This is a genomic window from Rhodococcus sp. LB1 (genome assembly GCF_001583455.1).
Taxonomy (GTDB): Bacteria; Actinomycetota; Actinomycetes; order Mycobacteriales; family Mycobacteriaceae; genus Rhodococcus_F; species Rhodococcus_F opacus.
The window spans coordinates 1-13,673 of sequence record NZ_LTCZ01000098.1; the positions used below are offsets into that span (position 1 = coordinate 1).

General features: G+C 65.3%; 12 protein-coding genes. 6 read left to right on the plus strand and 6 right to left on the minus strand.

The window, feature by feature from the left end; translation table 11 throughout:
• Positions 1–453: LysR family transcriptional regulator (locus AZG88_RS16255; RefSeq protein WP_156517508.1), on the minus strand; the 453-nt coding region annotated here is incomplete at its 3' end.
• Between the two features lie 212 nt (positions 454–665).
• Between AZG88_RS16255 and AZG88_RS16260 the strand changes: the two genes are divergently transcribed.
• Positions 666–2,024 (plus strand): MFS transporter, encoded by a 1,359-nt coding sequence (locus AZG88_RS16260; protein WP_061042126.1) that lies wholly within the window; start codon positions 666–668, stop codon positions 2,022–2,024.
• Between the two features lie 84 nt (positions 2,025–2,108).
• Positions 2,109–2,846 carry an IclR family transcriptional regulator gene (locus AZG88_RS16265; protein ID WP_061042140.1) on the plus strand — a complete coding sequence of 246 codons (738 nt, stop codon included), beginning with the start codon at positions 2,109–2,111 and terminating at the stop codon, positions 2,844–2,846.
• 10 nt (positions 2,847–2,856) lie between these two features.
• Here AZG88_RS16265 and AZG88_RS16270 read toward each other — a convergent pair whose 3' ends face one another.
• The gene (locus tag AZG88_RS16270; RefSeq protein ID WP_061698282.1) at positions 2,857–3,726 is read right to left on the minus strand and encodes an acyl-CoA thioesterase domain-containing protein; all 870 of its coding nucleotides are present in this window, start codon (positions 3,724–3,726) and stop codon (positions 2,857–2,859) included.
• Between the two features lie 586 nt (positions 3,727–4,312).
• On the opposite strand from AZG88_RS16270, the gene AZG88_RS16275 reads away from it, so the two are divergent.
• Positions 4,313–5,686 carry an MFS transporter gene (locus AZG88_RS16275; RefSeq protein WP_061042128.1) on the plus strand — a complete coding sequence of 458 codons (1,374 nt, stop codon included), beginning with the start codon at positions 4,313–4,315 and terminating at the stop codon, positions 5,684–5,686.
• An 84-nt stretch (positions 5,687–5,770) separates the two neighbouring features.
• On the opposite strand, the gene AZG88_RS16280 is transcribed toward AZG88_RS16275, so the two are convergent.
• Genes AZG88_RS16280 through AZG88_RS16290 form a run of 3 tightly spaced genes read right to left on the minus strand, consistent with a single transcriptional unit; the run spans position 5,771 to position 9,071 of the window.
• Positions 5,771–6,934, minus strand: a complete 1,164-nt coding sequence (locus AZG88_RS16280) for a CaiB/BaiF CoA transferase family protein (protein WP_005250429.1) — start codon at positions 6,932–6,934, stop codon at positions 5,771–5,773.
• Entirely contained in the window at positions 6,931–7,722 is a 792-nt protein-coding gene (locus AZG88_RS16285; protein WP_061042129.1) for an enoyl-CoA hydratase/isomerase family protein, read from the minus strand. The genes AZG88_RS16280 and AZG88_RS16285 overlap by 4 nt, the downstream gene beginning before the upstream one ends.
• Complete coding sequence (locus tag AZG88_RS16290; protein ID WP_061042141.1) at positions 7,719–9,071, minus strand: phenylacetate--CoA ligase family protein; 1,353 nt, start codon at positions 9,069–9,071, stop codon at positions 7,719–7,721. The genes AZG88_RS16285 and AZG88_RS16290 overlap by 4 nt, the downstream gene beginning before the upstream one ends.
• A 483-nt stretch (positions 9,072–9,554) precedes the next feature.
• On the opposite strand from AZG88_RS16290, the gene AZG88_RS16295 reads away from it, so the two are divergent.
• Both AZG88_RS16295 and AZG88_RS16300 read left to right on the plus strand, forming a co-directional pair.
• Entirely contained in the window at positions 9,555–9,977 is a 423-nt protein-coding gene (locus AZG88_RS16295; RefSeq protein WP_269455041.1) for an SMP-30/gluconolactonase/LRE family protein, read from the plus strand.
• Between the two features lie 88 nt (positions 9,978–10,065).
• The gene (locus AZG88_RS16300) at positions 10,066–10,866 is read left to right on the plus strand and encodes an SDR family NAD(P)-dependent oxidoreductase (RefSeq protein ID WP_061042131.1); all 801 of its coding nucleotides are present in this window, start codon (positions 10,066–10,068) and stop codon (positions 10,864–10,866) included.
• 78 nt (positions 10,867–10,944) lie between these two features.
• Here AZG88_RS16300 and AZG88_RS16305 read toward each other — a convergent pair whose 3' ends face one another.
• Positions 10,945–12,066, minus strand: a complete 1,122-nt coding sequence (locus AZG88_RS16305) for an NDMA-dependent alcohol dehydrogenase (protein ID WP_061042142.1) — start codon at positions 12,064–12,066, stop codon at positions 10,945–10,947.
• A gap of 373 nt (positions 12,067–12,439) precedes the next feature.
• Here AZG88_RS16305 and AZG88_RS16310 point away from each other — a divergent pair, with 373 nt between their 5' ends.
• On the plus strand, positions 12,440–13,594 hold the full coding sequence (locus AZG88_RS16310) for a CaiB/BaiF CoA transferase family protein (RefSeq protein WP_061042132.1): 1,155 nt from the start codon (positions 12,440–12,442) through the stop codon (positions 13,592–13,594).
• Positions 13,595–13,673 lie beyond the last annotated feature (79 nt).

Consider the following 13,673-nt stretch of genomic DNA (forward strand, 5'->3'; position numbering starts at 1 on the left):
GCCGCGCGCGACTTGCTGAACGATCTCGGCGTTCTCGGTCTCGCGCACGGCCAGGTCGACGAGTGGGAACTCACGGGTGTACTCGCCCAGCTCTCGCGCCAGGAACGGAACGATGATCGATCGGGCCGAGACGATCGTCAGGTCCCCCTGCACGCCTTCGGTCAACGACGCTATCTCTGATCGCATCTCCTCGAGGCTGCCGAAGATCGAGCGCACATATCTTTCGAGGACCGCACCGGCGGGGCTGGGGACAACGCCCTTGGGGCCACGATCGAGAAGTTTGATCCCGGCAATGTCCTCCAAAACTTGGATGCGCTTGGTCGCCGTGGATGCGGCGATGTTTTCCCTGATCGCGGCCAGTCCGATCTGCTGCTCTTCGATCGCGGAAAGAAACAGTCGCAACGTGAACAGATCGACCTGTCGAATCAGATGAAGTCTGTTGAACATAGCCATGCCGCCCTCACGATCTCCGAAACGCGCAGTCGGCCACGCCAATCGAGCCGTGTCTGCGCGACCGAGACCGCGAGAGACAAGTACCGGAACAGGGTTGACGTGGCCTAGCTCACTCCCTAGTGTTCCAGATCATATCATCGTAGTTACGAATCCGATGTTCATATATATGAACATGACAGTCTTCGTCCGAAGCAAGAGAAGAGGCTCGACCCGTGACACAGCCACCGGCATCGCCCCACAGCTCCCCTAATCCGCCCCGACGGAAGCCGAAGAACGTCGGTCCCGCCGTAGTGGTCGGCACAGCGCTCGAGCTGTTCGACTTCTACCTCTACGCATCGATGGCCGCACTGGTGTTCGGCCCGCTCTTCTTTCCCTCGGAGAACTCCACGGTCAGCACTCTCGCCGCGTTCTCCACGTTCGCGGTCGGATTCCTCGCCCGCCCGCTCGGCGGAATCGTGTTCGGCATCCTCGGCGACAAGATCGGGCGCAAGGCGGTGCTGTCGTTCAACCTCCTACTGATGGGCCTGGCCAGTGGCTGTATCGGCCTGATCCCGTCGTACGAGACGATCGGGATTGCCGCACCCGTGCTGCTGGTTCTGTTCCGCATCGTCCAGGGACTCGGTGCCGGCGCAGAATTCGGCAGCGCCATCGCGATGTCCTACGAGCACGCCGACGAGAAGTCCCGCGGACGGCAGGGCGCGTGGCCCGCCATGGGAGTGAGCGTCGGCCTTCTGGCGTCGTCCCTGGCAGTGGCTGCCGTGACGAGCCTCGACAAAGCTGACCTCTACAGCTGGGGCTGGCGGATCCCATTCCTGGCCAGCTTCGTCCTCGTTGCTCTGGGCTACTGGATGCGGCGGAACCTGCCCGAGACCCCCGACTTCGAAAAGGTCGCCGCCCAGGCTCAAACCCGCAAGAAGGCGCAGCCGTTCCGGAACCTGCTGAAGAACCACTGGCGTGGTTTGACCGTCGTCGCCGTGTCCACCATCGGCGTCAACGGCATCAGCTACATCTTCAAGACGTTCTCGCTGTCCTATCTCTCCGAATTCCGCGACGTCGCCGCCAACGTCGGCGCGTTCGGCATCAGCCTGGCCAGTGCCGTCGCGCTCGTGACCATCCCCATAGCCGGACGGCTCTGCGACAGCGCCGGGACACGCCGCATCATGCTGACCGGCGCCGGGTGTGTGGCAGGGCTGGCCTTCCCCTTCTTCTGGCTCCTGAACACCGACAGACCGGTCTACATCTGGCTCGCACTCATCCTCACCGTCGGCATCGTCCAGCCCACCTTGCTCGCGGCTTCCGGGTCCTTCCTCGCCCGGCAGTTCCCACCCGAAGTCCGCGCCTCGGGCCTCGGCGCCGGGCGGGAAGTCAGCGGTGCCCTCGCGGGTGGCCTCGCTCCGCTCGCGGCACTGACCATGGTCACCCTCTCCCCGACCCACTCCACCTGGGGCGTCTCCCTGATCTTCATCGTCGGCGCGATACTCATCGCGGGCGCTGCACTCGGCGACCAGTGCCGCACCATCAGCATCAGCAATCACACCAGTGCTACCGAAAGCGCTCCGGCCGCGCGGTGACTCGGTTGGGGCACTGCCCGGCGTGGCAGTGCCCCAGCCACCTGTAGTCTGAGTCGATCGGTGATCGAGAAGAGGGAGAGCCACGTGCCGCCGGTCCCTGGTGAGGCGAAAGAGCATCGCACGGTCTCCCGTGTCATGACGATCCTCGAGCTCGTTTCCCGGAGTGCGAACGGGCTGTCGCTCGCCCAGCTCGCCGCGGCGCTGGACGCCCCCCGTTCGTCGGTGCACTACATCGTGAAGGGCTTGGTCGCCACCGGATACCTCACCGAGAACGGCGCCTACACTCTCGGCCCCGCCGTCGGCACACTCCTCTCGGCGCACACGCCTCAGGTGGACCGGGTAGCGCGGGAGAGCATGGAGTCCTTGCACAGTCGCTTCGACGAAACGGTCACGCTCTGCGTGCGAATCGGGGAATCCGTCGTGAACATCGACATCATCGAGTCGACGCAGCCGATTCGGTTCTCGCCCGCACTCCACGTCCGGCGCCCGCTCTTCCCATCGACCGCCGGCAAATGCTTCCTGGCCTACACGGATCAGCGGTTCCGCGACACCTATCTCGACACCCACATCGAGGAGCCCGAGAAGCGCCGACTGGCACACGAGGAACTCGAGCGCATCACACGTGACGGAATCGCGTTCGCGAGCAAAGAGGTGACCCCCGACCTCGGCGGCGTGGCTGCCCCGGTCTTCCACGGCGAGAAGCACGTTGCGGTCCTGACCGTCGCCGGGCCGCGAACACGGATCGACCTCCGCCTCGAGGAGATCGCCGACGCCGCGATCACCGAGGCACGCCACGTCGCAGAGCGCCTGACGGCACAGTAGCGGCGGAAGCTTAGGTCGCAGCACCCGATTTCGGCTGCCCCCGCGCGTCGTCACCGTGTCCGAACATCCGGAGGTCGACGGCGCGCCGTGCGTTACCGACCGCGGAGACGGTGACCGAACCGACCACACCCAGTCGGTCGAACACCAGCCCCGTGCCGACGGAGATGCCGTGCTGCTCTGAGCGGTCCAGTGCAGCCAGTCCAAGCTCTAGACCCTCCGGCAGACGCGCAAGCGCAAGAGTCACATCGGCGTTGATGTACTCGAGTCCCGCACTGCCCAAATTGCTTACGACATTCGCGGCATCCGCGACGCTAGCGGCCATCTGGAACGCAGTCAGTGCTTCGCCCTCGACCACCGGGATCGCAAACTGCCAGATCTGCTTGCGATCACCGTTCTGCGGTGCGTCCGCGGGCGGTGTCCAGCCCGCGCCGGCGCTGTAGTACAGCCTTTCGGCGCTGCCCGCGGACCGCCGGCAGTCGTCGTGGGGCGGCTGCGGACTATTACCCGAAGCCCACACAATCCCCTCCGGTGTCGTGGTGGGACTCAGATACAGCGCACTGGCCCGCGCGACCGCTTCCCCGTCCTGGGTCATCACCGCGTCGACGAGGCACAGGCGGTGTCCTTCGCGAACAACGGTCGTGGACGTGACGGACGGTTTCATCCCCGCGGGGCGGAAGAGGTCGAGCGTCCACCGGACCGGTTGGAGGTCCTGACGCCCGAGCGCCTCTACAGCCCTCTCGGCCGCACGCGCGAGAGCCCCGCTGACGGCCATGCCTCGCATGTGCTCACTGCCCCAACCGCTTCCGTCGGGAGCGTGGGGCAGAAGTTCCTCGGAGCGCACATCACGACCCGGGGCCAGACTGAAGAACGCGGACGTCATCTACGGATCTCCCTCGTCAAAGTTCGAATCGGACGATTCGAGTGGGTGCCTACTTCAGTGTGCACTCCAACTGCCGGCCGTCGACGGCCGCGGCTTCGACGCGAGTATCGACTCGAGTTCGCCACTGATCGCGGCATAGTCGATCATCCGAGTGCGATGCATTGCGAATTCGCTACTCATCCGGCCTGTCTCACAATCGCTTCAGGCTATCCATTCCGCAGACTCCGCGTCAATTTCACATTCTCGAATCGCTCATTTCCCAGAAATGAAGTCGTCTGATTCCCATTCTGCGAACAGAGAATTTCCTTCCAGGAAAGCACGCGGGGTGGTTGACGCTGCAGTACTCCCAGTGACGAGGTGCCGCTCTCCAGCGGCTTCGCTTCGGCCAGGGTCGCTCGTGCCACTCCGATACGGTCCTGCACCAGGATAATTCGCAAGGCTCGAATCATCACTTCATATCTTTTCAATTGGAAGCGGGTGTGACGAGAAATACGATCAAACGGCATCGCGCGATGCGCAACATCGACCGGCAGTAGCTGAAAAGCTCTCTCTGAACATCCGATTCAAGCACACCCAGGAGAACAATATGGCACCCTCTGTGCCGAACACACGCAGTGGCCTGTTCGTGGTCGCCCTGTGCTTCATGACCATCGTTGCGGACGGTTTCGACCTGATCGTCTACGGCGCGACCGTTCCCAGCCTGCTCGACGAGCCCGGATGGGAGATGTCGCACGGCAGTGCGGGTTTGATCGGCAGCTGGACGCTGGCCGGCCTGATGGTCGGTTTCCTCCTCGCGGGTCCGCTCACCGATCGAATCGGCCGCCGCAACGTCATGATGGTCGGCGTCCTCTCGTTCTCGGCCGGCTCGGCTGCGTGCGCGTTGGCGCAGTCTCCCGAGTTCTTCGGCTTCGCCAGATTTCTCACCGGGATCGGTCTCGGCGGGGTGGTGCCCTCGGCAGTCGCGCTGACCATCGAATTCGCGCCGAAGGGGCGCCGGCAACTCTACAACGGACTCATGCTGACGGGGTACTCCGTCGGAGGCATCATCTCCGCCCTCGCGGCGATCGCCCTTCTTCCCGAACACAGCTGGCGCCTGATGTACACCATCGCAGCCCTCTATGTGGTGGTGCTGCCCGTGATGTACCTCAGGCTTCCTGAATCGGTCAACTACCTCGTGGTCCAAGGCAGGACGTCGGAGGCGAGGGCGCTGGCGGACCAGTATCGCCTCGACTTCGACGCCATGGCGGCCGAGCATGCGGAACAGGCCGCCGCGGCGCGTGAGGAAACGCAGGGTCGGCGCGGCTACCTCCTGTTGCTCTCGCATCGCTTCCGGATGTCGGCAATCCTGTTCGTGCTCACAGGTTTCTGCGCACAGCTGATCGTCTACGGCCTCAATACCTGGCTGCCGCAGCTCATGCGGGAAGCCGGCTACCCGCTCGGTTCGTCGTTGCAGTTCCTACTCGTACTGCAGGTCGGTGCCATCATCGGCGCGGTCGGCGGTTCCTTGCTTGCTGATCGCTTCGGCTCCAAACGAGTGGTCATCCCGTTCTTCCTCGTGGGGGCACTCTCGCTCCTCGTGCTCAGCCAGAAGCTGGATATCGTATTCCTGATGGTCGCGGTCGCCGGCGCCGGACTCGGCACGATCGGGACTTCCACGCTGACGTACGGATATGTCGCAGAACATTTTCCGGCGTCGTGCCGAGGATCCGCCGTCGGTGCGGTCATGGGACTGGCCCGCTTCGGGGCGATTCTCGGCCCCTTGCTCGGCGGATGGATCCTCGGCTCGAACATCGGACACGAATGGAACTTCTACGCGTTCGCGCTCCCGGCACTGATCGCAGCAGTCTTCGTCGCTCTCGTTCCGAAGATCATGACGCCCGCAGGCCCGACACCGCCGTTCGCCGGGGCGGCGTCACCATCGCCTGCCCCTGCCGCGACCGGAGAAGACACACCCAATTGAGACGCATCGTGGGCACGAACCACTGGGAATCGTGAGGTCCCTGTGTGCTTCGTGCCCACCTCGTCTATCGTTCGTGCGCTCGGATCAGCCCACCGTCGGGTTCGCCCGCGCGTCCAGAACCTCCGCGCGCAGGGCTGCGGTGTGCTCGCCGAGAGCGGGGACGGTGCCGGCGCGGATGGCCCAGTCGAGCGCCATGGCGGGCGGTTTGAGCGCCGGTACCGGGCCCACGGGCGACCCGACGTCACGCCAGCGGCCACGTTCGGTGAGCTGTGGGTGAGTCGCGAGTTCGCTCACCGTGTTGAGGCGGGCGTTGCCGATCCCCACCCGGTCGGCCAGCGACTGGATGTCGGTGAGCGTGCGTTGCCGGCACCAGTCACCGAGCAGTTCGTCGAGCTCGGCCCGACGCGTGACCCGGTCGGCATTGCGGGCGTAACGCGGGTCGTCGGCGAGGTCAGGGCGGTCCAGCAAGTCGGTGGCAAGTCTGCGCCACTCGCGGTCGCTGGTGGTACCGAGGACCACTGTCTGCCCGTCCGCCGTGCCGAACGCCCCGTACGGGGCGATCATCGGCGATCCCATGCCGACCGGCTCCGGTTCGGTGCCGGCGTGGACGACCTGGTTGAGCGCGAAACCCATCATCTCGGCCACGACATCGAACATCGCAATGGGGATGACGGCGCCCCGTCCGGTGGATTTGCGGTCGTACAGTGCGGCGAGCACCGCCGAATATGCGTACAGGGCGGTGCCGACGTCGGCGCTCGGAATCCCGGACTTCACCGGCCGTCCCGGCCAGCCGGTGATCGAGCAGGACCCGCCCTCGGCCTGCACGAGCAGGTCGTACGCGCGCTTGTCGTCGAGGACACCTCCGGTGCCGTATCCGGAGATGTCGACCACGATGAGACGGGGGTAGGTGTCGGCGAGGGTGGCGGGTGCCAGCCCCAGCCGGCCCAGCGCACCGGGTGCGAGGTTGCTGACCAGGACGTCGGCGCGATCGAGGAGTCCGGTGAACACCTCGAGATCGGTGGGGTCGGTGAGGTCGAGCGCGGCCGATTCCTTGCCGTGGTTCAGCCAGACGAAGTGAGCGGCCATCCCGCGAACCACGCCGTCGTAGTGGCGGGTGCTGTCGCCTCCGTTGGGGTTTTCGATCTTGATCACCCGGGCACCGAGATCGGCGAGATGGCGGGTGCACAGCGGAGCGGAGATGGCCTGTTCGAGACTCACCACGGTCACACCCGCGAGTGGCGCGCTCATGCGAACCTCGGCGCGCGCTTCTCGCGGTGGGCGGCGACGCCCTCGACGACTTCCGGTCCGCCGAATCCGTAGAACTCGAGCCCGAGGGATGCGTCGAAGATCGGCATCGCCTGCCGGTACCAGTTGTTCAGGGCGTGCTTGGTCCACTGCAGCGCGCTCGGTGCGCCGGTGGCCAGGGTGGTGGCGATTTCCAGGGCGCGACTCTGCACCTGGTCGTCGTCGACACAGAGGGAGACGAGGCCGATACGCTCCGCTTCCTCACCGGTGAGGACTTCGTTCATCAGCAGGTGGTACTTGGCTTTCGCCATTCCGCACAGCATCGGCCAGCAGATGGCCGCGTGGTCGCCGGCGGCGACCCCGAGGCGGACGTGGCCGTCGACGATCTTCGCGCGCCGACCGGCAACGGACACATCCGCGAGGAGCGCGGCGACCAGTCCCGCTCCCACCGCGGGACCGTTGACGGCGGAGACCATCGGCTTCGAGCATTCGATGAGGTTGCGCACGAGGTCGCGGGCCTCCCGGAGGATGCGGGTGCGCACCTGCCAGTCCTCCACCATCGACTCCACCAGGTCGAAGCTTCCCCCTGCGGAGAAGGCGCGGTCGCCGGCGCCGCGGATGAGTACGGCGCGGACGGAGTCGTCGCGGTCGATCGCCGTCCACACGTCCGCCAGGTCGCGGTGCATGTCCGGGCCGACGGCGTGCAGGTCCGGCCCGTCGAGCACGATGCGCAGGACGTGGTCGGACGGGCGGTCGATTGCCAGGGTCGGAAACTCTTCGTAGGTCCTCATGAGTTCACTCGTTCGATCAGGGCCACCTTCACGTGGTCGGGGCGCTTCAGGGTTCCGTCGGGGACGAGGTCGACGACCGTTTTCACGTTGAGCGCCGAGCGGACTCGCTGCTCGATGGTGGTGCGCAGTTCGGACTGCTGCTCGGCGGTCAGGCCGTTGGCGTGCTCGACGACCAGGGGAAGTGGACGCTGGGTGGAGTGGCCCTCGAAGTCTGCGCGGATGCGCATCTCCCCGGTGGTGGCGGGCGTCAGCTCGGACACGAGCTGCTTGACCGCGGACGGGAAGAGATTGATCCCGCGGACGATGAGCATGTCGTCGGTTCGGCCGATGCAGCGAACCTTGTACCCGGTGCGGCCGCACGCGCAGTCGGTCCCTGTGACCACCACGTGGTCGCGGGTGCGGAAGCGAAGCAGCGGTGAGGCCTGGCGCCGGAGTGCCGTGTAGACGAGTTCTCCCTGCGCGCCGTCGACCGGTTCGATCAGCTCGTCCGTGTCGGGGTCGATCAGCTCGGCCACCATCAAGTCTGGCGAGAGGAAGTGCATGCCGTCGCCGGCCTCGCACTCACCCCAGTAGATGCACGCGATATCGGTGCCGCCCAGCATCTCCCGCGAGGTGGCACCCCACAGGGCCTCGAGCTTGTTCCGCACCGCGGGCAGTCCCCCGCCGGGCTCACCGCCGACGCTGATGGCGCGCACCCCGAGTTCGTGAGCGGGCAGGCCCACGATCGACGGTGCCTGTTCGGCGAGGTGAGCCAGGAAGTTCGGCGTTCCGATCAGGGCACTCGGCCGCTGATCGGCCTGCACCCGCAGGAGCCGGTCGGCGCCGGCCTCGGCACCGATCGGGATGTCGACGATGCCCATGTACTGGGCCATCTGCACCACCGGGATGCCGCCGACGAATCCCTTGCTCATTCCGAACCCGTGCAACAGCCGGTCGCCCGGGCGGAAGCCGTTGGCGTACAGCGCCCGCGCCCCCAGCTCGCACCACACATCGATGTCACTCCGAGTCAACCCGACGTAGGACGGGCTGCCGGTGGTGCCCGACGACGCCTGGATCTGCACGATGTCGGCCTGATCGGCCGCGACATGGTTTCCGAGCGGCGGCGCCGCGGTCAGGCTGTCCCGCAATTCCTGCTTCTCCGTGAACGGCAGACCCGCCAGGTCCTCTACCGTCCTGACCTTCGTGACGCCGACTCCGTGCTCGGCGAACTTCGTGCGGTAGAACGCGCTGTGGGCGGACAGGTAGGCGAGTTGCTCCTGTAGTCGCTCGTTCTGGACCGCTCGCGCGTCCTTGGGTGAAATAGCCTCGACCGCACTCCAGTAGTGCGCCGAGAAAGGAGCTGATGCCATGAGGGCTTCCTTGTCGTCCGGTATGAATGAGCGCCACATCGAAATTCCACACATTTGGCTTCGACCACCTAGAGCGTGACGATATGTCAGGAAAGGACTGAGCTGTCGCTTAAAGCATATTCGCTCACACCGAGAGTGACGCTAATCCGGAGTATAGCTTGTAATTCGTCGATGTCCATGCGTCGATGATGGGAGAATCGACAATCTCCGGAAGAGCACTTCGAGAGCAATTCGGCCTGGTCGAATTGCCGATTCGAAGGTTTTCAATTGGAACCTCCCGGAACGGGCGATAATATTGAAATCAATGAATTCTGCGCCGAACTGGTAGATACCGCGTGGGCGCTGCAAATGAGGTTGCCCGCTCGCTACGTGTTGAGACGACAACTCCGTTCGTTCCCCGGGAGGATTTGATGATCCGCGAGATCACCACTGTCAGTACGGGTTATTCCTTCCTGGAGGGACCGAGATGGTACCGCCTTCGACATCGCCACCGACGGTTCCCTGACGAACCGGAACACGTGGGCGAAGTTCGGGGAACCCACGAGTGAGCGGGACATCGCCACAGTCACCGCCATGATGAATGTGGCCGCCGACGGGTGCACCCTCGACGCGGAGGGAGCATTGTGGTTCGCCGACTTCGGTGGTGGACGGGTGGTGCGGGTACAGAACGGTCGAATCGTCGACGAGATCCAGACGTCCACAGGTGTCTTCGCCTGCGCTCTCGGTGGAAGTGACGGGCGGACTTTGTTCCTGTGCACCGCGCCGGACTTCGATCCCCAGGTCCGCGAAGTCGAGCATGCGGCCGAGCTGCTGGCGGTCCGCGTCGACGTCCCGCCTTCCGGAGGTCATTACGTTGGTGGTCAACGGATTCGACTGAAATTCCGGTCGCCGCTCTGCCATGTGTGATCGGTGGCGCGAGTGCAACACGCACCGGGCGCCGGTATACGTCCCGTGATTCACGGTCGACGTTTCGTTCAACAATTCAAGGTGTGCAATGAACAGTCTCGAAGACAAGGTCGCTATCGTCACCGGTGGCACCGGGGGTATCGGCAAAGGAGTCGCTCTGCGGCTTGCCGGGCGCGGAGCAACCGTGGTCCTCAACGGCAGGGACGAACGCAAGGCCGAGGCAGTACTGGCCGAGATTCGACGGCTGGGCGGAACCGGAGGTTTCATCGCCGGGGACGTGCGCTCGAAGTCCGACATGGACGAGGTCGCCGCGGAAGCCGCCCGCCGCTTCGGTGGTGTCGACATCGTGGTCCCCAACGCCGGAGGCAACGACGACGAAGCCCGCTCCCCCGCAGTTCGCGGCCCCTTCTCCGACATCGACCTCGATCGGGTGACGGCCTTCATCGGGCAGGCGGTGGCAGCGAAACTCCTTGTCGTGCAGGCCGCTGTTCCCTATATGCGGGAGCGCGGCGGCGGAAGCGTCGTCTTCGTGACATCCGAGGGCGGCCGGGTGCCGACGCCAGGACAGACCGCAATCGCCACCTTCTCCGGCGGAGTGATCATGGCGAGCAAGGTGCTGTCCAAGGAGTTGGCGAGACATCGGATCAGGGTGAATTGTGTGTGCGTGACCGTGGTGCGGGATTCGCCGTCGTGGGAAGCGGCGTTCCAGCGTGAAGGCGGGGTGTCCGACCATCACCGGAAACAGTACGAGAAGATCGTCGAGCGCAGTCCGCTGGGAGTCGCGGCTCCTCAGGACATCGGCGACGTGGTGACCTTCCTGGCATCCGACGATGCGCACTACCTCACCGGAACTGTTGTCAGCCCCACCGGCGGCTTGACCATTCACTGATACGAACCCGACGACAGCAGGCGGGGCGGAGCGGCGACGCGCTCCGCCCCGCCTGCTGTTGCGGGAACACTCGGATGATCAGGCGTCGTGGACGATGACGCCGCGCAGGTTTCGGCCGGCTTTCATGTCGTCGAATCCCGTGGTGATGTCGTCGAGGGAATAGCGGGTGGTGACGAGCTCGTCGAGCCGAAGCTGCCCGTGCTGGTACATCTCGAGCTGTGCCGGGATGTCGGCAGTGGGACAGCTGGCGCCGAACAGGGAACCCTGCAGACGCTTCTGGTACAGGACCAGCTCGTGCAGGTTGATGTCACCGTCACGCACGTGGGTGTCGCCGAGACCGACCACGACGCAGGTCCCGGCCTTGCGGACGGACTGCAGGCCCTGCCCCACGTGACGTCCGCTGGTGACGCCGACGGTGACAATGGTGGCGTCCGCGCCCTGACCGTTGGTCATCGACCGGGCGACCTCGGTGGCCTCCTCGATATCCGATACGGCGTGGGTGGCCCCGAGCTTCAACGCCGATTCGCGTTTGAAGGCGACCGGATCGACGGCGATGACCGCGCCTGCCCCGGCGTGTGCGGCACCCTGGACGGCGTTGATGCCGATCCCTCCGATGCCCATCACGATGACAACGTGCCCCGGCCTGATCTGTGCGGAGTTGACCGCCGCACCCCACCCGGTCCCCACGCTGCACCCGGTCAGACACGCGATGTCCAGCGGGATCGAGGGATCGATCTTGATCGCCGATGCCGTGGAGACGGTCACGTATTCGCAGAACGTACCGAGGCCGGCGAGCTGCCCGACCGGTGTGCCGTCGAGCGAAAGGCGGAACGAGGTGGGGTCGTCGAAGCGGGCGCCGGTGGCGAGAAAGCGGCCGAGGTCGCACAGATTTTGATGACCGGTGGCGCACCATCGGCAGCGACCGCAGACCGGCAGGAAGGAGAAGACCACGTGGTCGCCTTCGGCGAAGCCTGTGGTGCCCGGTCCGACTGCTTCGACGATGCCGGAACCTTCGTGGCCGCCTGCGATCGGCAGGATCCCGGGTTGCTGGTCTCCGGTCGCGAAGTGGTCGTCCGAGTGGCACAGGCCGCTGGCCACCATCTTGACGCGGATCTCACCGGGCCGGGGGTCGTCGACCTCCAACTCCACGACCTCGTACTCACCTGGCGACTGCCGAAGAACCCCTCCCCGCGTCAGCACGGTCGCATCTCCCCACAACCGTGGGTAACCGTGCGATATCTGCATTTCCTCATGACTGTTGCACTCCTCGGTGACGAAGCTTGGCTGGTGGACGGCAGCATTCGGGCGATCCGGGAACAGCGTCCAGTTTCGGAGCGCCGAACGCGGGGCACCGTAGCTGCACGTGGGGGGTCATCGCAGCGGTGACAATGTGCCGAAGACGACTCCGGTTATATTGCCTGTCTCCGGTCGAGGCCGTCAATAGCAAGAATGGATGCAGAAAATCGGCATCGATGCGATTCGGGCCGTTCGAATCGCCGCTTCGCGATTCTTCAATTGGCAGTGCCAATAGGGCCGGATACGCTCGGAAGTATTCGATTGGAGCCAGAAAGTCATGGAAAATTCCAGAGGCCCCCTCGCGGGCATCAAGATCGTCGAACTGGGTGGAGTCGGACCGGTTCCGTTCTGCTGCATGCTCCTATCCGACCTGGGGGCGGACATCATCCGGATCGACCGGCCGCCCGGCTACGACGGCGGCGCGCCGGTGGATCCACGCTTCAATCTTCTCAATCGCGGGCGTCGCAGTGCAGCAATGGATCTGAAGAACGAGGCGGCAGTCGGGGCGGTCTTCGACCTCGTGCGGCGGGCCGACGTGCTCGTGGAGGGATTTCGGCCCGGTGTGGCGGAGAAGTTGGGGATCGGCCCGGACGACTGTCTCGCAGTGAATCCCGCGCTGGTGTACGGGCGGATGACGGGGTGGGGTCAGGACGGACCGCTGGCGCAGGCCGCGGGGCACGACGCCAATTACATCTCGCTGACCGGCGTCCTCCATGCCATCGGCGCCAAGGATGGGCCACCGACGTTACCGCTGAATCTTGCCGGTGACTTCGGTGGCGGTTCGCTGTATCTGGCATTGGGAGTGGTCTCGGCGCTTCTCGAGAGTCGGCTGTCCGGTCGTGGCCAAGTGATCGATGCGGCGATGGTGGACGGGTCGGCGTCGTTGATGGCCCTGTTCTACGGCCTTCACGCCGCCGGGTACTGGCACGACGAGCGTGGAACCAATCGGCTCGATTCGGGCGCACCCTGGTACAACGTGTACGAGACCTCGGATGGACGTTGGTTGAGCGTGGCGTGCAACGAGTATCGGTTCTGGCGCAACACACTTCGCCTTCTCGGATTGAACGAGACCGAGATGCCGGATCAGCACGACCGGGCCCGCTGGCCGGAGATGCAGGAACGGCTCGCTGCGGTGTTCCGGACCCGCACCCGCGACGAATGGTGCGCCCTCGCCGAGGGCGAGGACGCGTGCTGGGCGCCGGTGCTGTCGTTGACCGAAGCGCCGCGGCACGAGCACCTCGTTGCGCGTGGCACGTTCACGGAGGTCGCCGGTGTAGTGCAGCCGGCTCCGGCGCCGCGGTTCAGCCGGACTCCGGGCGCGATCCAGGGCCCCCCGGCTGCGCCCGGACAGCACACCGACGACGTTCTCGGCGACTGGGGTTTCACCGCCGAGCAACTCGCTGCGCTCCGCGCGGCGGGGGCAATCACCTGATCTGTTGCGCTGCCGCGAACACGATTCGTATTCGTCGAATCGCGGATTCGAAAGGAATCACTAGGTTCGGCAGTCACGC